The following is an 18,504-nucleotide window of genomic DNA, read 5'->3' as shown; positions in this document are numbered from 1 at the left end:
CGACGCACGCGCCTGCCGCGCTGCGCCCAGTCAAAGCCAAGCAAAGGGACTCGCACATGAACGTCAGCGTCTTCGATCTGTTCAAGATCGGCATTGGACCGTCGAGCTCGCATACCGTCGGACCGATGATCGCGGCGTGCCGGTTCGCGTCCCACATCGAGGACGCCAACCTGCTCGCCTTCGTCACGCGGGTGCGCGTCGAGTTGTTCGGTTCGCTTGGCGCGACCGGCAAGGGCCACGGCACCGACAAGGCCGTGCTGCTCGGCCTTGAAGGCAATCTGCCCGATCTGATCGATCCCGACGTGATCGCGCCGCGCCTGGACGCCATCCGCAAGAGCAAGCGCCTGATGCTGCTCGGCAAGCACGAAGTGATGTTCGAAGAGCGCGAGCACATCGGCTTCTATCGCAAGCTGATGCCGGGCGCGCCCGGTTCGAGCATCGTGCATCCGAACGGCATGCGCTTCCAGGCGTTCGACGACAACGGCCAGTTGCTCGTCGAGAAGGAGTATTACTCGGTCGGCGGCGGCTTTGTCGTGAATCGCGACGGCGATCGCGTCAACGGCCTGCGCGCGGGCGGCACGGTGCCGCATCCGTTCCGCACCGGCGACGACCTCATGCGCGTCTGCCGCGAAACCGGTCTCTCCATCGCCGAAGTGACGATGCAGAACGAATGCGCGAGCCGCAGCGGAGCCGAAGTGCGCGAAGGCATGCTGGCCGTGTGGCGCGTGATGGCCGCCTGCGTCGAGCGCGGCTGCAAGGAACGCGGCGAGCTGCCCGGTCCGATGCACGTGAAGCGCCGCGCGGCGGACCTGTCCGCGTCGCTGCGCTCGCGCTCCGAAGAGTCGCTGCGCGATCCGCTGTCGATGCTCGACTGGGTCAATCTCTACGCCATGGCCGTGAACGAGGAAAACGCCGCGGGTGGCCGCGTGGTCACCGCGCCGACCAACGGCGCCGCCGGCGTGATTCCCGCCGTGCTGCACTACTACGTGAAGTTCATGCACGGCGCGAACGACGAAGGCATCGTGCGCTTCCTGCTGACGGCCGCGGCCATCGGCATCATCTACAAGGAAACGGCGTCGATCTCCGGCGCCGAAGTGGGCTGCCAGGGCGAAGTGGGCGTCGCCTGCTCGATGGCCGCCGCCGCGCTCGCCGCGGTCATGGGCGGCACGCCTGCGCAGGTCGAGAACGCCGCCGAGATCGGCATGGAACACAACCTCGGCATGACCTGCGATCCGGTCGGCGGGCTCGTGCAGATTCCGTGCATCGAACGCAATGCAATGGGCGCCATCAAGGCGCTCAACGCCGCGCGCATGGCCATGAAAGGCGACGGCACGCACTACGTGTCGCTCGACTCGGTCATCAAGACGATGCGCGAAACCGGCGCCGACATGAAGACGAAATACAAGGAGACGTCGCGCGGCGGCCTGGCCGTGAACGTCATCGAATGCTGATTCTGATTCAACGCATAACACCCCGCACGAAGAAGGAAACACCATGAGCCGCTACTCGATATTCAGCCTGCTGCGCAACGGCATGTCGTATCACGAGAACTGGGAACGCCAGTGGAGAAGTCCGGAGCCGAAGCGCGAATACGACGTGGTGATCGTCGGCGGCGGCGGCCACGGTCTCGCGACCGCTTATTACCTCGCGAAGGAACACGGCATCACGAATGTCGCGATTCTCGAGAAGGGCTGGATCGGCGGCGGCAATACGGCGCGCAACACGACCATCGTGCGTTCCAACTACCTGTGGGACGAATCCGCCGCGCTTTACGAAAAGGCGATGAAGCTCTGGGAAGGCCTCTCGCAGGACCTCAACTACAACGTGATGTTCTCGCAGCGCGGCGTGATGAACCTGGCGCATACGCTGCAGGACGTGCGCGACACCGAGCGCCGCGTGAATGCAAACCGCCTCAACGGCGTCGATGCCGAGTTCCTGACGCCGCAGCAGATCAAGGAAATCGAGCCGACCATCAACCTCAACAGCCGTTACCCGGTGCTGGGTGCGTCCATTCAACGGCGTGGCGGCGTCGCCCGGCACGATGCCGTGGCCTGGGGCTTCGCGCGCGGCGCGGACCGTGCAGGCGTGGACATCATCCAGAACTGCCAGGTCGTGGGCATTCGCCGCGAGGGCAACCAGGTGACGGGCGTCGATACGACCAAGGGCTTCATCAAGGCGAAGAAGGTCGCGGTGGTTGCAGCGGGCAACACGACCTCGCTGGCCGACATGGCCGGCGTGCGCCTGCCGCTTGAGAGCCATCCGTTGCAGGCGCTCGTATCCGAGCCGATCAAGCCGGTGGTGAACACGGTGGTGATGTCGAACGCGGTGCACGCGTACATCAGCCAGTCCGACAAGGGCGATCTCGTGATCGGCGCGGGCGTGGACCAGTACACGGGCTTTGGCCAGCGCGGCAGCTTTCACATCATCGAAGGCACGCTGGAGGCGATCGTCGAGATGTTCCCGGTGTTCTCGCGCGTGCGCATGAACCGGCAGTGGGGCGGCATCGTCGATGTCTCGCCGGACGCCTGCCCGATCATCTCCAAGACCGACGTCAAGGGCCTGTACTTCAACTGCGGCTGGGGCACGGGCGGCTTCAAGGCGACCCCCGGCTCGGGCTGGGCGTATGCGCACACCATCGCGCGCGACGAACCGCATCCGGTCAATGCGGCCTTCTCGCTGGACCGTTTCTATACCGGCCATCTGATCGACGAACACGGCGCGGCTGCCGTGGCTCACTGACCCGCACACTGAGGAAAGAACCATGTTGCTGATCGAATGCCCCTGGTGCGGGCCACGCGCCGAAACCGAATTCTCCTGCGGCGGCGAAGCGGACATCGCGCGTCCGCTCGACACCGAAAAGCTCACCGACCGCGAATGGGGCGACTACCTCTTCATGCGCAAGAACCCCCGCGGCACGGCGCGCGAGCAATGGATGCACGCACAAGGCTGCCGCCGCTGGTTCAAGGTGCAGCGCGATACGGTTTCCTACGAGATTCAGGGCTACGAGACGTTCGACCGTCCGCTGGCTGTGATGAATGACAACGGAGCACAGTCGAAATGAGCCAGAAAGACCGACTCGGCCTGGGCGGGCGCATCAACCGCGCCATTACGCTGACCTTCACGTTCAACGGCAAGACCTATCAGGGCTACGAAGGCGACACGCTCGCCTCCGCGCTGCTCGCCAGCGGCGAGCGCTTCGTCGCGCGCAGCTGGAAGTACCACCGTCCGCGCGGCATCATCACGGCGGGCGTGGAAGAGCCGAATGCCGTCGTGCAGCTGGAAACCGGCGCCTACACGGTGCCGAACGCGCGCGCCACGGAAGTCGAGCTGTATCAGGGGCTCGTCGCCAAGAGCGTGAACGCGAAGCCGAGCATCGAGAACGATCGCATGGCGGTCAATCAGAAGATCGCGCGCTTCATTCCGGCGGGCTTCTATTACAAGACCTTCATGTGGCCGCGCAAGTTCTGGCCGAAGTACGAGGAAGTGATTCGCGACGCAGCGGGCCTCGGCGAAGCGCCGAAGCATCTCGATGCCGACCGCTACGACAAGTGCTTCGCGCATTGCGACGTGCTCGTGATCGGCGGCGGTCCGTCCGGTCTGGCGGCGGCGCATGCGGCGGGGCTGTCCGGCGCGCGCGTGATCCTGGTCGACGACCAGCGCGAACTCGGCGGTTCGCTGCTGTCGTGCCGCGCGGAGATCGACGGCAAGCCCGCGCTGCAATGGGTGCAGAAGGTCGAAGCCGAACTGCGCCGCATGCCCGACGTGAAGATCCTGTCGCGCAGCACGGCGTTCGGTTATCAGGACCACAACCTCGTCACGATCACACAGCGTCTGACCGAGCATCTGCCGGTCTCGACCCGCAAGGGCACGCGCGAACTGATGTGGAAGGTCCGCGCCAAGCGCGTGATTCTCGCCACCGGCGCGCACGAGCGTCCGATCGTGTTCGGCAACAACGACCTGCCGGGCATCATGCTGGCGTCGGCGGTGTCGACGTATCTGCATCGCTATGCGGTGCTGCCGGGCCGCAACGCGGTGGTGTTCGCCAACAACGACGACGCCTATCAGTGCGCACTCGACCTCAAGGCGGCCGGCGCTGCCGTGACCGTCGTGGATCCGCGCACGGCCGAATCGAAGGGCACGCTGCCGGCGGCCGCACGCCGCCAAGGCATCCGCGTGATGAACAACGCGGTGATCACGGCCGCGCACGGCAAGCTGCGCGTCGCGTCGGTGGAAGTCGCGGCCTATGCGAACGGACAGGTCGGGCAAAAGCAGGAAGAGCTGTCATGCGATCTGGTCGCCATGTCGGGCGGCTGGAGTCCGGTGCTGCACCTGTTCGCGCAGTCGGGCGGCAAGGCGCACTGGCACGACGAGAAAGCGTGCTTCGTGCCGGGCAAGGCGATGCAGGCGGAGAGCAGCGTCGGCGCATGCGCGGGCGAGTTCTCGCTGGCGCGCGGCCTTCGGTTTGGCGTCGAGGCGGGCGCGGATGCAGCGCGAGCGGCGGGGCATATCGTCGCGAAGCCGCAGCCGGTGCAGGTGGCCGAGATCGTCGAGGCGCCGATGCTGCCGCTGTGGATCGTCGGCAACAAGGAGCTGGCGACGCGCGGTCCGAAGCAGTTCGTCGATTACCAGAACGACGTGTCCGCAGCGGACATCTATCTCGCCGCGCGCGAAGGCTTCGAGTCGGTCGAGCACGTGAAGCGCTATACGGCGATGGGCTTCGGCACCGACCAGGGCAAGCTCGGCAACATCAACGGCATGGCGATTCTCGCGCAGGCGCTGAACAAGACCATTCCCGAAACCGGCACGACGACCTTCCGCCCGAACTACACGCCCGTGACCTTCGGCACGTTCGCGGGCCGCGAGCTGGGCGAGTTTCTCGATCCGGTGCGCAAGACCGCCATTCACGAGTGGCACGTCGAGAACGGCGCGATGTTCGAGGATGTCGGCAACTGGAAGCGTCCGTGGTACTACCCGAAGGCGGGCGAGGACATGCACGCGGCCGTGGCGCGCGAGTCGCTCGCGACGCGCGAAAGCGTGGGCATTCTCGATGCATCGACGCTCGGCAAGATCGACATCCAGGGTCCGGATGCCGCGAAGCTGCTCAACTGGATGTACACGAACCCGTGGAGCAAGCTCGAAGTGGGCAAGTGCCGCTACGGCCTGATGCTCGACGAAAACGGCATGATCTTCGACGACGGCGTGACCGTGCGCCTCGGCGAACAGCACTACATGATGACGACCACGACCGGCGGCGCGGCGCGCGTGCTGACGTGGCTCGAACGCTGGCTGCAGACCGAATGGCCCGACATGCGCGTGCGGCTCGCGTCGGTGACGGACCATTGGGCGACCTTTGCTGTCGTCGGGCCGAACAGCCGCAAGGTGCTGCAGAAGGTCTGTCACGACGTGGATTTCGCCAACGCGGCGTTCCCGTTCATGAGCTATCGCGACGGCACGGTGGCGGGCGCGGCGGCGCGCATCATGCGCATCAGCTTCTCGGGCGAGCTCGCCTATGAAGTCAACGTGCCGGCGAACGTCGGCCGAGCGGTGTGGGAAGCGCTGATGGAAGCGGGCGCCGAGTTCGACATCACGCCGTATGGCACGGAAACCATGCACGTGCTGCGCGCGGAGAAGGGGTACATCATCGTCGGCCAGGATACGGACGGCTCGATGACCCCTTACGACCTCGGCATGGGCGGACTGGTCGCGAAGTCGAAGGACTTCATCGGCAAGCGTTCGCTGACGCGTTCGGACACGGCGAAGCAGGGACGCAAGCAGTTCGTCGGCCTGCTGACCGACGATCCGCAATACGTGCTGCCGGAAGGCGCGCAGATCGTGGCAGGCCCGTTCCAGGGCGACACCGCGCCGATGCTCGGCCACGTGACGTCGAGCTATTACAGCCCGATCCTGAAGCGTTCGATCGCGCTGGCCGTCGTGAAGGGCGGACTCGACAAGATGGGCGAATCGGTCCTGATCCCGCTCGCGAGCGGCAAGCAAGTGAAGGCAAAAATCACCAGTTCGGTGTTCTACGACAGCGAAGGAGCACGTCAGCATGTTGAATGAGATCAAAACGGGCGCTGCGGTCGTCGATCGTGCCATCGGCGCACAAGGACTGAGCGGTACCTGGCAGGAATCCCCGCTCGTCGGCGCCGATGCGCTGCTCAAGGCGCATCAGGGCGGCTCGCCGAAGGTATTCCGCCTTACCGAGCGGCCGTTCCTCGAACTCGTGAACGTGCGTGGCGATACGCGTGACGCGAGTTTTGTGAAGGCCGTGCAGAACGTGCTCGGCTGTACGCCGCCCGAGAAGCCGAACACCGTCGCGCGCGGCAATGGCTACACGATGCTGTGGCTCGGTCCCGACGAATGGCTCGTGCATTCCGACGCCGCTCACGACGCCTCGCGTCCCGCGCCGCTCGAAGCGAAGCTGCGTGAAGCGTTCGTCGGCCAGTTCTCGGCGGCGGTGGATATCGGCAGCGGCTATACGGTGCTCGATATCGATGGTCCGAAGACGCGCGAGGTGCTGTCGCGCGGCTGTCCGCTCGATCTGCATCCGAAGCTGTTCGGCGAAGGCCAGTGCGCGCAGAGCCACTTCTTCAAGGCATCGCTGACGCTGGTGCCGCTGGGCGGCGACCGCTTCGAGCTGATCGTGCGCCGCAGCTTCGCGGACTACTTCGTGAAGATCATGCTCGATGCCGCCGGGCCGCTGCTTTCATGAAGCCGTTCGAGCCGCTGGAGATGGGCGGACGAGGCTGGCGCGTCGTGGTCGACGAATTGATCGTGCAGACGCGCGTCGGTCTCTACGAGCATGAGCATGAAGGGCCGCAGCCTGTCTGCATCGATGCGAGCCTGCATTACCGCGCGATGCCGGATGAATCGGACGATGGCCTCATCGACTACGAAGCGTGGTGTAATCGCGTGAGCGCGTTTCTCGAGACGAAGCCGCATACGCGTCTCCTCGAAACGCTGGCCGTGGAGATTGCCGCGCTCTCGTTCGATGAATGGCCCGCGCTCGATGCCCTGACGCTCACGCTGCACAAGCCGAAGATCCGCCCGGGCACGAAACGTCTCGGGCTGGAACTGGACTGGCGTCGCGCGGACCATGAGGCGTGGCGGTTGCGTAGCGCTGCGCGTGAATTCGCGACGCCATGAATCCGTCGCGCGATGCCGCCGCACAGCTGTCCGCACGTGCCTTCAAGAAGCACGATGCGGATGCGGCGCTCGCGTTGCTTGACCGAAGCATTGCGCTGAAGCATCGGCGGATCGCGCTGATACGCTATCTGCATGCCCAGTATCTCGATGCGCCGCTGCAAAGCCGGCATCACGACTATGTGAAGGCGGTCGCGGCGCGGCTCAGCGTGGACGCGTTGATGAGCATTGCCGCGACGGCGCGTGGACGGTTCGATATGTGATGCGGGCGTCGCGTGCTCTCGATCAATCGTGAGCCTGCAAGTACGCCGGGTTGACGGACTGGATGTAGGCTCGCACCGTTTCAACGGGCCGCTGGATCCAGTCCGCGATGGATTGCAGCGGAAACTGATAGCTGTCGCCCATGAGCATCTGGACGGTTTCCTGATCCTGCCGGGTCAGCATCGGCGCGGTGGATGGCGTGGACGAACCCGGCTGTTCGGATGTAGATCCTTGCCACCACTGGGCGCTGCGCTCCACCGGCGCGGGATTGACAGGGAAGTAACCCGTGGTCGCGTAATTCGGCGCGATGTTCTGCACGTACCGGGAGACAAGGTTTTCGTCCAGCCCGAGCATCTGCGCGATGTATTCGGGCCTGACCCAGTTCTCCATGAAACTGCGGATGTCGGCCTGGTTGGCTTCCGTGAGCCCTGGCGGCGCCATTTCGGTGGCAGGAGGCGCGGCTGGTGCGCCCTGAGCCGCTTCAGGCGGTGGCGCGCCTTCGGCGGCAGGGGCCATGGCCCGGTTCAATCCCTGTGCTTCGGCAAGCTTGATGACCGTGGCGACGTCTGCTCCTTCTTTCCGGGCAATTTCAACGTACGTCAAAGATGTCGTCCGGAGATCCTGCACCACGCGGTGCTTGATCGTTGGGTGTGTCGCAACGGCCTGCTGCAGGTCTTGCCGCCGCAAAGTTCGTTGTTGGATTTTCCTGACGGCATAGGTTGAAACGCCGAACTCCCGGGCAACGGCGTTCGACCCGGCAGCCGGATGTGTCGCGATGTAGCGCTGTATTGCTTCAGTCGTTGCATTTGAGATGCGCACACGGGGCACCGCGCGCGTCAGTCCAGCTTCCGTTGCAATGCTGGAGACCGCCTGCGCATTGACAGCAAGCTTTGCCGCGATGTTCGAATAGCTTGCATCGGGATAAGCCTGCAGGTAGTTCGTTACCATTTGAATGACTTCCGGCCGCATCCGTGCAGTTCTGTTCAAGGGGCGTGCCATATTTCCGCCCGCCGGACTCTGTACCGGAAGGGCGGCGATGGCGTCGACCTCTTCGCGGGTGACATCGAACCTTCTGGCCAGCTCCCCATGATCCAGCCCAGGAAAGTCGGCGAGTTCGGTTTTGATCGCTTCAGCGGTCGTCTTTAACGACAGGTTTTCCGGCGCGTTTTTGGCCAGCCATTTCACGACGCCGGGCGTGGTGTCGAACTGTTGGGCGATCTCCGCATATTGATAGGGATGGGCCGCCAGCGACTCGGTGATTCTCGACCGGACATCCGGGGTGAGCTGGTTCACGCGTGCTTGCCATTGCTGCTCGAGTCCCCGTTGTTCCATGTCGTTCGCTTGCAGAATACTGCCTACCGTAGCGCTGCTTACACCGTTCCGGAGGGCTATCTCTCTCTGCGTCAAGTAGGGATGCTGCCTCACATCGTCCAGGATGGCTTTCTTCTCTTCGGCTGAAAGACGCGGCGCTCCGCCGACAAGCCCGGTATCCGAATGGGACTTCCAGACGCCCTCCTCATTTACCCGAACCGGGAACGAAGGCCGCCACGGATTGTTCCGATCGTAGACGCGCCAAGTGCCGTTGTCCTTGTCGTACTTGACCGCAAAAGGTTGACCGTCCATCGTGATGAAGTTCTGGCCTTGCTGGTCGACCATGACGCCGGGCGCGCTGCCCGGCGTCGATTGGGTGATCGGCGTGTCGTACTTGTAGGACGGGGGCAAAGGCTGCTCGCCGTTGATATGTGCGCTGGCAGAGTTGAGTCGCTCAGCGGCGGCGCCTTTGCGGATGAGGCCGCCTGGGCAACCTCCGCCGCGCCCGGGGCCGCTATTTCTACAGCCTTGGGCTTGCGCAGCAGGTCGAGCAGCGCGCCGGCCTTCGACATGCCGCCCTTGATTGCCGGACCGACGAAGTCCACATCGGGCATCTTGTAGCCCAGCGCTGTGCCCAGCACCCCCGCACCCATATCGATGAACGTTCGAGCGGTATCGTTCAGATGAGTGTGCGGGCAGATCGAATTGGTGAACAGGCTCGCCACCGGCATGGCGCCGACGGTCAGGCGGCAAAACGCTTCGTCGAGCTCCTGCAGCCATTCCGGCGGAGGCGGTGAGTAAGCGGTCAGGTATTCGCGGCGCAGCGGATTGAGGTCGGTCTTGCCTTGCACGCTGATGCGTTGTTCCGCGGCCACGAGCCGGCGTTGTGCCCATTGATACCCGGCCACCAGGTTCTTGCCGTAGTCATCGTTGGGCAAGGGCGGGTTCTTGAGGACATCGGAGATGCTGGAGAAAGGCGGCAACTCGAAGCGATGGAACAGATGGCTCTGCTCGGCTTGCTCCGCGTTGGCGTCCCGGCGGCGGGTGCGGTCCTCCCATTCCCTGAGCTTGCTGAAGCCCTCCGGGCTCATCTTCATCAGTTCGGTGAAGGCGAGCGCATGCTGCTCGTCCTGCAGGATCGCGCCGAAGTGCTCCAGCCGTGCGGGTGAATCGTCGCCCGGGTCGGAGATGGTCATGCCGGAGGTCTCGTTCAGGCGTTTGATCACCTCGCCGAAGGTCTTCTGGCGGGCGAGTCTCGCTGCATCGACCTCGTCGTAAATACGGTCGGCGATCTTCGACTGCAGAACACGCTTGAGCGCGGTGCCCTGGGCCATGGCGGTTTCGCGCTCTGCAGACGTGGTGGCGCTCTCGAAGTTGTCGCGCAGATTATCCAGACGCTCGATGCCGCGCTTGCCGTCGGCATCGAGATAGCCGCTGCCGAAGGGCGCCGTGAAGATCGACTCGGCATGCTTGACGGGATCGGCCTGGGTGTCGTCATGCTCTTCGGACACGGCTTGGCGAAACGACTCGAACTGCTTGACGATGATGGCGCGCTGGCCGGGATCGGCGGCGTTCCCGAAAGCCGTGCTGAACATCGAGAGCTGAGCCAGGTTCTGTTCGCGCAAGGCGTCGTCGGGCATGTCGGCGATCTGCGCCTGAAGGCCCGGCAACTGATTCTGGAACGCCTTGGCATAGTCCGGACGGCCCGTCATGTTGATGCTGTTGAGTTCGCGCGCGCTGGCGGCGTTGTCCTGATTGCGCCAAGAGGCTTTGTCGTCATGATCGTAGGTCTCGTTGAGACGTTCGAGTTCGTCGGCGGTGGCGCCTCGAAGGATGGTGTCGTCCTGCTTGGATGCTTCCGGAGCTGGCGGCGTGGGTGCGGACGCCGTGGCGTCCGGCGCAGGCGTGGAGTCGGTCGGCGGGTCGACCGAGAGCTGAGTTGGAATGGATGGCGCGTGCGATTGGTCGGCCTGGACGCCTGTGTCCTTGTCGTCCGGCTTTTCTGGCTGAGGCGCGTCTTGTTGAACGGGCTGCGACGTACTGGAATCCGACGAGTCGGCGGGCGTTGCTGAATCGGCAGGGCGGCTGTCGACGGAACTGACTGACATGGAACACTCTCGGGCTTTGAGTTGTCGGGCGGGAGCAGCGATGCGTCCGCCCTTCACGTATTCCATTAAAGACCGTAGCCAATCAAGCCCGGTCGTACCGCAGTACGACGAACCTCACCGGGCTCGATCAGTGTCCGGCCAGATCCAGTACCTGCGCCGCCCGCGCTCGTTTTCCGCCCGCCACGAAGTAAGGCGTCTCGACCCGCGCCAGCGGCTCGACGCCCCGGATGCGATCCGCGATCTTCTCCGCCAGCATGATGGTCGGCGCATTGAGATTGCCGGTCGTGATCTGCGGCATGATCGACGCATCCACGACCCGCAGACCCTGCATGCCATGCACGCGGCCTTCGCCATCCACGACCGCCATGTCGTCGTAGCCCATCTTGCACGAGCATGACGGGTGATACGCGGTCTCCGCCTTCGCGCGCACGAAGGCATCGAGTTCCGCGTCGCTCTTCAGGTCGTCGGACGGATGCAGCTCGCGGCCCCGGTATCGTTCCAGCGCGGGCTGACGCATGATTTCGCGGGTGATGCGAATGGCGTCACGGAACTCGCGCCAGTCGAGCGGATCGGCCATGTAGTTGAACAGGATGCCAGGATGCGCGTGCGGATCGCGCGACTTGATCTTCACTTGACCACGGCTCGGAGAACGCATCGAGCCGACGTGCGCCTGAAAGCCGTGCATGCGGATCGGGTTTGAGCCGTTGTAGTTGATCGCGACAGGCAGGAAGTGATACTGGATGTTCGGCCATGGATCGTCGTCGCGCGTGCGGATGAAGCCGCCCGCCTCGAACTGGTTGCTCGCGCCGATGCCCGTGCCGTTCAACATCCATTCGAGCCCGATGGCCGGCTGGTTCCACCAGTGCAACGCCGGATACAGCGACACGGGCTCCTTGCATTCGTACTGCATGTACATCTCGAGGTGATCCTGAAGATTCTCGCCGACGCCCGGCAGATCATGCACCACGGCAATCTCCAGCGGCTTCAGCCAGTCGGGCCGTCCAACGCCCGAGCGTTGCAGCAACTGAGGCGAGGCAATGGCGCCGCTGCACACGAGCACCTCGCGGCGCACATGCGCGGTCACGCGTTCGCCGCGATGCAGATAGGCAACGCCGGTGGCCCGCTTGCCCGAGAACAGCACGCGGTCGGTGGTTGCATGCGTAACGATCGTGAGATTGCCGCGCGGTTTCGCGCGGTCCAGATAGCCGCGCGCGGTGCTGGCGCGCCTTCCCTTCGCGGTCACGGTGCGGTCCATCGGACCGAAGCCTTCCTGCTGATAACCGTTGAGATCTTCGGTGCGCGGATAGCCTGCCTGCACGCCTGCTTCGACCATCGCGGCAAAGAGCGGGTTGTTGCCGGGCTTGCTCGTCGTCACGTGTACGGGGCCGTCGCCGCCGTGATACGCATTCGGCCCGATGTCGCGTGTCTCCGCCTTGCGGAAATAGGGCAGGCAGTCGAGATAGCTCCAGTTGTCGAGACCGGGCATCGAGGCCCAGTTGTCGTAATCGAGCGCGTTGCCGCGGATATAGCACATGCCGTTGATGAGCGACGACCCGCCCAGTCCCTTGCCGCGACCGCACTCCATGCGGCGGTTGTTCATGTGCGGCTCAGGCTCGGTTTCATAGGCCCAGTTGTAACGCCGTCCCTGCAACGGATAAGCCAGTGCTGCGGGCATCTGCGTGCGGAAGTCGAAGCGATGATCGGGGCCGCCCGCTTCCAGCAACAGCACGGTCACGTCCGCGTCCTCGGTGAGACGCGAGGCGAGCACATTGCCCGCCGATCCCGCGCCGACGACGATGTAGTCGTATTCGTTCGCGCTCATCGTGAAGCTCCTTAAAACACGGGCTGATAGGGACCGAGCTCCACCTGCACGGACTTGATGCGCGTGTAGGCATTGAGCGTGGCGATGCCGTTCTCGCGGCCGATCCCGGACTGCTTGTAGCCGCCGACCGGCATTTCCGCCGGCGACTCGCCCCAGGTGTTGATCCAGCAGATACCCGCCTGCAGCCGATGAATCACGCGATGCGCGCGCGACAGATTCTCCGTCACCACGCCTGCTGCGAGACCGTAGTCGGTGTCGTTGGCACGGGCGATCACTTCGTCTTCGTCGTCGAATGAAAGGATGCTCATGACGGGACCGAAGATTTCCTCGCGCACGATGCGCATGTCGTCGCGGCAATCGGTGAAGACGGTGGGCTGGACGTACTGGCCTTGCGCGAAGATGCCCTCGGTCAAACGCGCGCCGCCCGCAATGAGCCGCGCGCCTTCGCGTTTGCCGCTCTCGATGAAGCCCAGCACCTTCTGCAACTGCGCCGCACTGGCGAGCGGACCGAAGTTCGTCTGCGGATCATCGGGCGCGCCGGTGCGGATGCGCTTCACACGCTCCAGCAGCAGCGCCTCGAACGCCTCCATCACGCCGCGCTGAACGAACACGCGCGTGCCGTTCGTACACACCTGCCCGGAGCTGAAGAAGTTGGCGCTCATCGCGATGTCCGCCGCGCGTTCGAGATGGGCGTCGTCGAACACGATGAGCGGCGACTTGCCGCCCAGTTCCATCGTGACTTCCTTGAGCGTCGATCCACCCGCGCGTGCCATGACCTTCTTGCCGGTCTCGACGCCGCCCGTGAACGAAATCTTCTCGATGCCCGCATGTTCCGCCAGCATCGCGCCGACGCGTCCATCGCCCTGCACGACGTTGAAGACGCCTGTGGGCACGCCTGCTTCGGTATAGATTTCCGCAAGCTTCAACGCGCTCAGCGGCGTGACTTCGCTCGGCTTGAAGATCATCGCGTTGCCCGCCGCGAGCGCGGGCGCGGATTTCCAGCACGCGATCTGAATGGGATAGTTCCACGCGCCGATGCCCGCGCACACGCCGAGCGGTTCGCGCCGCGTATAGACGAACGACGACTCGCGCAAGGGAATCTGCTCGCCTTCGATGGCCGTGGCCAGTCCCGCGTAGTACTCGATGACGTCCGCGCCCGTGACGATATCCACGGCGCGCGTCTCCGCAATGGGCTTGCCGGTGTCGCGCGTTTCGAGCGCGGCGAGTTCGTCGTTGCGGGCGCGCAGGAGATCGACGGCGCGCCGCAGGATGCGCGAGCGCTGCATCGCGGTCAGCGCGGCCCATTCACGTTGACCTTCGTGCGCGCTGCGCACCGCACGGTCGATATCCGCTTGCGAAGCCTGCTGTACGCGGGCGAGCAACTCGCCGTTGGCGGGATCGAGCGTGTCGAAGGTTTCGCCGCTGGTTGCATCGACGTAGGCGCCGCCGATGTAAAGCCGTTGCTCTTCGAAAGCCGACATGTCGCGCTCCTTCAAGTGAGATGAGGTCAACCGCGCGCGTCCAGCACGAGATCGATGTAGTCGTAAGCCAGGCGCAGCGCTGCCTTGGTGTCGAACGGCTCGCCGGCGAGCGCGCCGCGCAGCCACAGTCCGTCGATCAGCGCGGCCAGCCCGCTCGCCGCGCGCCGTGCGGCGGGCTTCGGCAGCGCGCGGGAGAAGTCCGCGCAAAGATTGGAATGGAGACGCCGCGTGTTGACGTGTTGCAGCCGCTTCAGCTCGGCCTTGTGCATGCTTTCCGACCAGAACGCCAGCCACGTTTTCATGACCGGGCCGTTCACCTGTTCGACGTCGAAATTCGCCGCGACCACGGCCCGCAACTTCGAACGCGGGTCGGGCTTCGCCGTCTTGCGGCGGCGCGCCGTGCCTTGCCAAAGCGCCCGCAGCACGTGGCGCATGGTGGCTTCGAGCAGGCCGTCCTTGTCGCCGAAATAGTGGCTCACGATGCCCGTCGAGATGCTGGCGCGCTGCGCGACGGAGGCCAGCGTGGCCCCCGCGAGACCGGACTGGTCGATGGTGTGCAGCGTGGCGTCGATCAATTGTGCGCGGCGAAACTCGCGCATGCCGAGCTTGGGCATCTCAGGCGTTCCAGTCAGTATCGTGCGCCGATGGTAGGTTTTTTATTTTGAACGGTCAATCAATAAAAACCGGAAAGGAACGGTCCGGGGCGGCGATGTCGGATTCAGTCAAACGCGCGTCGCATTGAATGACAGTCGCGGTGTGCAAGCGGCGCTACCCTCGATGCACGGGCGCGATGGACCGCAAAGGTGCATGCACGGACGTCGCGCGAGCCGTCCACGAAACATGGAGACGATCAATGAGCAGCAATCGCGGTGTCGTTTATCTGGGGCAGGGCAAGGTCGAAGTGCAATCCATCGACTATCCGAAGATGGTCGATCCACGCGGCCGCGACATCGGCCACGGCGTCATCCTGCGCGTCGTCACCACCAATATCTGCGGCTCGGATCAGCACATGGTGCGGGGCCGCACGACTGCCCCGGTCGGCCTCGTGCTCGGCCACGAGATCACGGGCGAAGTGATCGAGGTGGGCCGCGATGTCGAGACGCTCGCCATCGGCGACCTGGTTTCCGTGCCGTTCAATGTGGCCTGCGGCCGTTGCCCGACCTGCAAGGCTCAGCATACGGGCGTGTGCCTGAACGTGAATCCGTCGCGCGCGGGCGGCGCATACGGTTATGTCGACATGGGCGGCTGGATTGGCGGGCAGGCCGAGTATGTGATGGTGCCGTATGCCGACTTCAATCTGCTGAAGTTTCCCGACAAGGATCAGGCGATGTCCAAGATCCGCGACCTCACCTGTCTCTCCGACATTCTTCCGACGGGTTATCACGGCGCCGTGATGGCCGGCGTGGGTCCGGGTTCGACGGTGTATATCGCGGGCGCGGGTCCGGTCGGCATGGCGGCGGCGGCCTCGGCGCGCATCCTGGGCGCGGCGTGCACGATCGTCGGCGACATGAACGAGGAGCGTCTCGCGCATGCGCGCAAGATGGGCTTCGAGACCATCAATCTCTCGAAGGACGCGACGCTCGGCGAGCAGATCGAGCAGCTGCTCGGCAAGCCTGAAGTGGATTGCGCGGTGGATTGCGTGGGTTTCGAGGCGCACGGTCATGGCTCGGACAGCGGCCACGAAGCGCCGGCCACGGTGCTCAACTCGCTGATGGAGATCACCAAGGCGGCGGGCGCGATTGGCATTCCGGGCCTTTATGTCACGGACGATCCGGGCGCCGTGGACGCCGCCGCGCGAAAGGGCAGCCTGAGCATTCGCTTCGGTCTGGGCTGGGCGAAGTCGCATTCGTTCCATACGGGCCAGACGCCGGTGATGAAGTACAACCGCAATCTGATGCAGGCCATCCTGTGGGACCGTCTGCCGATTGCGGACATCGTGAACGTTTCAGTGGTGACGCTCGATGATGCTCCCGACGGCTACCGCAAGTTCGACGGTGGTGCGCCGCGCAAATTCGTCATCGATCCGCATGGGCTGCTGAAGGCCGCATAAGACGGCTTATCAGTTCGAGCTTTCCTGCCGAAACGGCGGCATACTCGATGTATGACCGCCGACTATCTTCGCACCGCGCTCTCCGTCCGCCTCGCGCTTGCTGCCGATGCGGCGGAGATCGCGCGCATCCACGTCAACGCGTGGCAAGTCGCTTACCGGACCATCTTCCCCGCAGAATTCCTCGCCTCGCTTTCGGTGCCGCGGCGCCAGGCGCTATGGTCTGAACTGATCGCGCGCGGCATGCCGCGCGTGATGCTGGCGCAGCGCAACGACGTCACGCTCGGCTGGATCGCGTGGGGCGCCTCGCGTGACTACGACAAGAACCGCACGGATGCGGAAATCGAGGCGGTCTATATCGATCCGCCGCATTGGCGGCAAGGCGCGGGCAGGATGCTGATCGAAGAGGCGGTGAACGCTGCCGCGAGCGAAGGCTATCGGCAGGTGACGCTCTGGGCGCTGGAGGAAAATGCGCGCGGCCTGCGCTTCTACAAGGCGCTCGGCTTTACGCTGGATGGCGTGTTCCGCACGGAGCGGGTAGGCGGTTGCGAGGTCTGCGAAACGCGCCTGCGCATGCACATCTGAACGTCAGGCGACCATCGCCGAAACCGACGAAAGCGGCGGCACCTGCTTGCGGCGCTCGCGGGTTGGCGCGGTGCCGAACGCGTCGCGATAGCTTTTCGAAAAGTGGCAGGCTGATTGAAAGCCGCACGCCATCGTGATGTGCATGATGGACATGTCGGTCTGCAGCAGAAGCTCGCGCGCGCGGCGCAGGCGCAGCGTCAGATAGTAATGCGTCGGCGTCATGCCGAGATGCTCGCGGAACAGCCGCTGTAACTGGCGCTGCGACATGCCGGCGAGCCGTGCCAGTTCTTCCCGCGACAAAGGCTCTTCGATGTTGTTCTCCATCAGCGAGATCACTTCGAAGAGCGACTTGTTGGCCGATCCGAGCCGCGCCACCAGTGGCATGCGCTGCTGCGCGCTGGTATCGCGCACGTGTTCGACGATGAACTGCTCCGCGATCTGCGTCACGCGCGCCGTGCCGACCCGTGCGGCGATGAGGTTGAGCATCATGTCGAGCGGCGCGACGCCGCCCGTGCAGGTCACGCGGTCGCGGTCGATGACGAACAGTTCCTTGAGAAAGCGCGTGTCGGGGAACTCTTCCTTGAGCGCCGACATGTTCTCCCAGTGGATCGCGCATGCATAGCCGGCAAGCAGCCCGGCGCGGGCGAGTGCGTAGGTGCCGGTGCAGAGCGAGCCGAGCACGCTGCCGGTGCGCGCGAAGCGGCGCAGCGCGGACAGATGTTCGTTGGTGGTGGCGCGCTGCACGTCGATGCCGCCGACCACGAACACAATATCCGGTTGGCCGACGCAATCCACGGGACCGGTATCGACGGACAGTCCATTGCTCGCGGTCACCGGGCCGCCGTCCGGGCTGACGATCGACCAGCGATACAGCGGCTGTCCCGTCAGATAGTTCGCCATGCGCAGGACTTCGATCGCATTGGTGAAAGCGATCATCGTGAAGTTGGGAAGCGGCATGAACGCGAAGTGCGACAGCGACGCCGTGCGATCGGGGGACATGTAAGAACTGATTCCTTCGAATCTGTTTGATTGGCGCCGTCAGACGCGGCGCTTTGCCACTTTGCAATTTTGGTTTCGATCGCAACTACCATGCCATCAGGCTAAACCCTGAGCGGCTCACGGCATCGCTCATGCTTGAACGCACCTGCGCACTGACGCAGGGCCTGACGGACAAAGGCGCGCACCGGTCCAGCGCACGATCGTCCCGTCGCAGTGCAGCAAGCACTGCCGTTCGAAGGGCTACACCGAATCCTGATTCGCCACTTGTCGAAAACAGACGTGGATGTCGGAAAACGTCAAGAACACGTCTAAATTCGTAAATTGACCGACGGGGCAAAAGTCAAGAATAGACGCAACGAAAGAAGGCGGCGAGAAGCGGCTCCGAGCCGCGCCAGACCTGCCTGATGACCCCACGGACTCTTTCATGTCGAACCCGACTCCTCGCTTCGAAACACCGTTCGCGTCGCTGTGCGAACGCTTTCCCATTTACCGCGCAACACGGAGCAATTCACGATGAGCACCCTGCACGACAACAGCATCATCATCGACGGCCTGAACATCTCGAAGTTCGAGCGCTCCGTGTTCGAGGACATGCGCAAAGGCAACGTCACCGCCGTCAACTGCACCGTCTCGGTGTGGGAAGACTTTCAGAAGACCATCGACAACATCGCGGAGATGAAGCAGCAGATCCGCGAGTACAGCGAGATCCTGACGCTCGTGCGCACGACCGACGACATCCTGCGCGCG

At 64.2% G+C, this 18,504-nt stretch carries 15 protein-coding genes; 10 read left to right on the top strand and 5 right to left on the bottom strand.

Going from position 1 to position 18,504, the window contains the following annotated elements; translation table 11 throughout:
* Positions 1–56 precede the first annotated feature (56 nt).
* From QCE64_RS27745 to QCE64_RS27715, 7 genes are read left to right on the top strand one after another with little or no spacing between them, the layout of a single operon-like run.
* On the top strand, positions 57–1,451 hold the full coding sequence (locus QCE64_RS27745; RefSeq protein ID WP_310007438.1) for an L-serine ammonia-lyase: 1,395 nt from the start codon (positions 57–59) through the stop codon (positions 1,449–1,451).
* Between the two features lie 43 nt (positions 1,452–1,494).
* Positions 1,495–2,739, top strand: a complete 1,245-nt coding sequence (locus QCE64_RS27740) for a sarcosine oxidase subunit beta family protein (protein WP_309927440.1) — start codon at positions 1,495–1,497, stop codon at positions 2,737–2,739.
* A 22-nt stretch (positions 2,740–2,761) separates the two neighbouring features.
* Positions 2,762–3,061 (top strand): sarcosine oxidase subunit delta, encoded by a 300-nt coding sequence (locus tag QCE64_RS27735; protein WP_309818931.1) that lies wholly within the window; start codon positions 2,762–2,764, stop codon positions 3,059–3,061.
* The gene (locus QCE64_RS27730; RefSeq protein WP_310007436.1) at positions 3,058–6,060 is read left to right on the top strand and encodes a sarcosine oxidase subunit alpha family protein; all 3,003 of its coding nucleotides are present in this window, start codon (positions 3,058–3,060) and stop codon (positions 6,058–6,060) included. Before QCE64_RS27735 ends, QCE64_RS27730 begins: the two co-directional genes overlap by 4 nt.
* Positions 6,050–6,712: a sarcosine oxidase subunit gamma gene (locus QCE64_RS27725; RefSeq protein WP_309927438.1), complete on the top strand. Its 663-nt coding sequence runs from the start codon at positions 6,050–6,052 to the stop codon at positions 6,710–6,712. Before QCE64_RS27730 ends, QCE64_RS27725 begins: the two co-directional genes overlap by 11 nt.
* Complete coding sequence (locus QCE64_RS27720) at positions 6,709–7,146, top strand: dihydroneopterin aldolase (protein ID WP_309818925.1); 438 nt, start codon at positions 6,709–6,711, stop codon at positions 7,144–7,146. The genes QCE64_RS27725 and QCE64_RS27720 overlap by 4 nt, the downstream gene beginning before the upstream one ends.
* A complete protein-coding gene (locus tag QCE64_RS27715; RefSeq protein WP_310007434.1) occupies positions 7,143–7,406 on the top strand; it encodes a hypothetical protein in 264 nt (87 codons plus the stop codon). Before QCE64_RS27720 ends, QCE64_RS27715 begins: the two co-directional genes overlap by 4 nt.
* A 1,518-nt stretch (positions 7,407–8,924) precedes the next feature.
* On the opposite strand, the gene QCE64_RS27710 is transcribed toward QCE64_RS27715, so the two are convergent.
* From QCE64_RS27710 to betI, 4 genes are all read right to left on the bottom strand, one after another.
* The gene (locus QCE64_RS27710; protein WP_310007431.1) at positions 8,925–10,823 is read right to left on the bottom strand and encodes a hypothetical protein; all 1,899 of its coding nucleotides are present in this window, start codon (positions 10,821–10,823) and stop codon (positions 8,925–8,927) included.
* Positions 10,824–10,950: 127 nt separating this feature from the next.
* Positions 10,951–12,645, bottom strand: a complete 1,695-nt coding sequence (gene betA / locus QCE64_RS27705) for a choline dehydrogenase (protein WP_310007429.1) — start codon at positions 12,643–12,645, stop codon at positions 10,951–10,953.
* 11 nt (positions 12,646–12,656) lie between these two features.
* Positions 12,657–14,126, bottom strand: coding sequence for a betaine-aldehyde dehydrogenase (gene betB / locus QCE64_RS27700; protein WP_310007426.1), 1,470 nt, complete (start codon positions 14,124–14,126; stop codon positions 12,657–12,659).
* A gap of 26 nt (positions 14,127–14,152) precedes the next feature.
* The gene (gene betI / locus QCE64_RS27695; protein WP_310007424.1) at positions 14,153–14,740 is read right to left on the bottom strand and encodes a transcriptional regulator BetI; all 588 of its coding nucleotides are present in this window, start codon (positions 14,738–14,740) and stop codon (positions 14,153–14,155) included.
* Between the two features lie 239 nt (positions 14,741–14,979).
* Between betI and fdhA the strand changes: the two genes are divergently transcribed.
* Positions 14,980–16,176, top strand: a complete 1,197-nt coding sequence (fdhA, locus tag QCE64_RS27690; protein ID WP_309818915.1) for a formaldehyde dehydrogenase, glutathione-independent — start codon at positions 14,980–14,982, stop codon at positions 16,174–16,176.
* Between the two features lie 51 nt (positions 16,177–16,227).
* A complete protein-coding gene (locus tag QCE64_RS27685; RefSeq protein ID WP_309927427.1) occupies positions 16,228–16,758 on the top strand; it encodes a GNAT family N-acetyltransferase in 531 nt (176 codons plus the stop codon).
* Between the two features lie 3 nt (positions 16,759–16,761).
* Here the strand turns inward: QCE64_RS27685 and QCE64_RS27680 are convergent, their stop codons facing one another.
* The gene (locus QCE64_RS27680) at positions 16,762–17,757 is read right to left on the bottom strand and encodes a GlxA family transcriptional regulator (RefSeq protein WP_310007422.1); all 996 of its coding nucleotides are present in this window, start codon (positions 17,755–17,757) and stop codon (positions 16,762–16,764) included.
* A 513-nt stretch (positions 17,758–18,270) separates the two neighbouring features.
* On the opposite strand from QCE64_RS27680, the gene QCE64_RS27675 reads away from it, so the two are divergent.
* Positions 18,271–18,504: membrane dipeptidase (locus tag QCE64_RS27675; protein WP_309927423.1), on the top strand; the 234-nt coding region annotated here is incomplete at its 3' end.

The sequence above is a fragment of the Caballeronia sp. LZ043 genome, from assembly GCF_031451075.1.
Lineage (GTDB): Bacteria > Pseudomonadota > Gammaproteobacteria > Burkholderiales > Burkholderiaceae > Caballeronia.
Note: the sequence above shows the minus strand (reverse complement) of the source record. Positions and strands in the feature narration are given on the sequence as shown.

What these genes read in the sequence shown, in the direction of transcription:
- QCE64_RS27745 (WP_310007438.1), top strand. Translation starts at nt 57, where the DNA reads ATGAACGTCAGCGTCTTCGATCTGTTCAAGATCGGCATTGGACCGTCG.
- QCE64_RS27740 (WP_309927440.1), top strand. Translation starts at nt 1,495, where the DNA reads ATGAGCCGCTACTCGATATTCAGCCTGCTGCGCAACGGCATGTCGTAT.
- QCE64_RS27735 (WP_309818931.1), top strand. Translation starts at nt 2,762, where the DNA reads ATGTTGCTGATCGAATGCCCCTGGTGCGGGCCACGCGCCGAAACCGAA.
- QCE64_RS27730 (WP_310007436.1), top strand. Translation starts at nt 3,058, where the DNA reads ATGAGCCAGAAAGACCGACTCGGCCTGGGCGGGCGCATCAACCGCGCC.
- QCE64_RS27725 (WP_309927438.1), top strand. Translation starts at nt 6,050, where the DNA reads ATGTTGAATGAGATCAAAACGGGCGCTGCGGTCGTCGATCGTGCCATC.
- QCE64_RS27720 (WP_309818925.1), top strand. Translation starts at nt 6,709, where the DNA reads ATGAAGCCGTTCGAGCCGCTGGAGATGGGCGGACGAGGCTGGCGCGTC.
- QCE64_RS27715 (WP_310007434.1), top strand. Translation starts at nt 7,143, where the DNA reads ATGAATCCGTCGCGCGATGCCGCCGCACAGCTGTCCGCACGTGCCTTC.
- QCE64_RS27710 (WP_310007431.1), bottom strand. Translation starts at nt 10,823, where the DNA reads ATGTCAGTCAGTTCCGTCGACAGCCGCCCTGCCGATTCAGCAACGCCC.
- betA (WP_310007429.1), bottom strand. Translation starts at nt 12,645, where the DNA reads ATGAGCGCGAACGAATACGACTACATCGTCGTCGGCGCGGGATCGGCG.
- betB (WP_310007426.1), bottom strand. Translation starts at nt 14,126, where the DNA reads ATGTCGGCTTTCGAAGAGCAACGGCTTTACATCGGCGGCGCCTACGTC.
- betI (WP_310007424.1), bottom strand. Translation starts at nt 14,740, where the DNA reads ATGCCCAAGCTCGGCATGCGCGAGTTTCGCCGCGCACAATTGATCGAC.
- fdhA (WP_309818915.1), top strand. Translation starts at nt 14,980, where the DNA reads ATGAGCAGCAATCGCGGTGTCGTTTATCTGGGGCAGGGCAAGGTCGAA.
- QCE64_RS27685 (WP_309927427.1), top strand. Translation starts at nt 16,228, where the DNA reads ATGACCGCCGACTATCTTCGCACCGCGCTCTCCGTCCGCCTCGCGCTT.
- QCE64_RS27680 (WP_310007422.1), bottom strand. Translation starts at nt 17,757, where the DNA reads ATGTCCCCCGATCGCACGGCGTCGCTGTCGCACTTCGCGTTCATGCCG.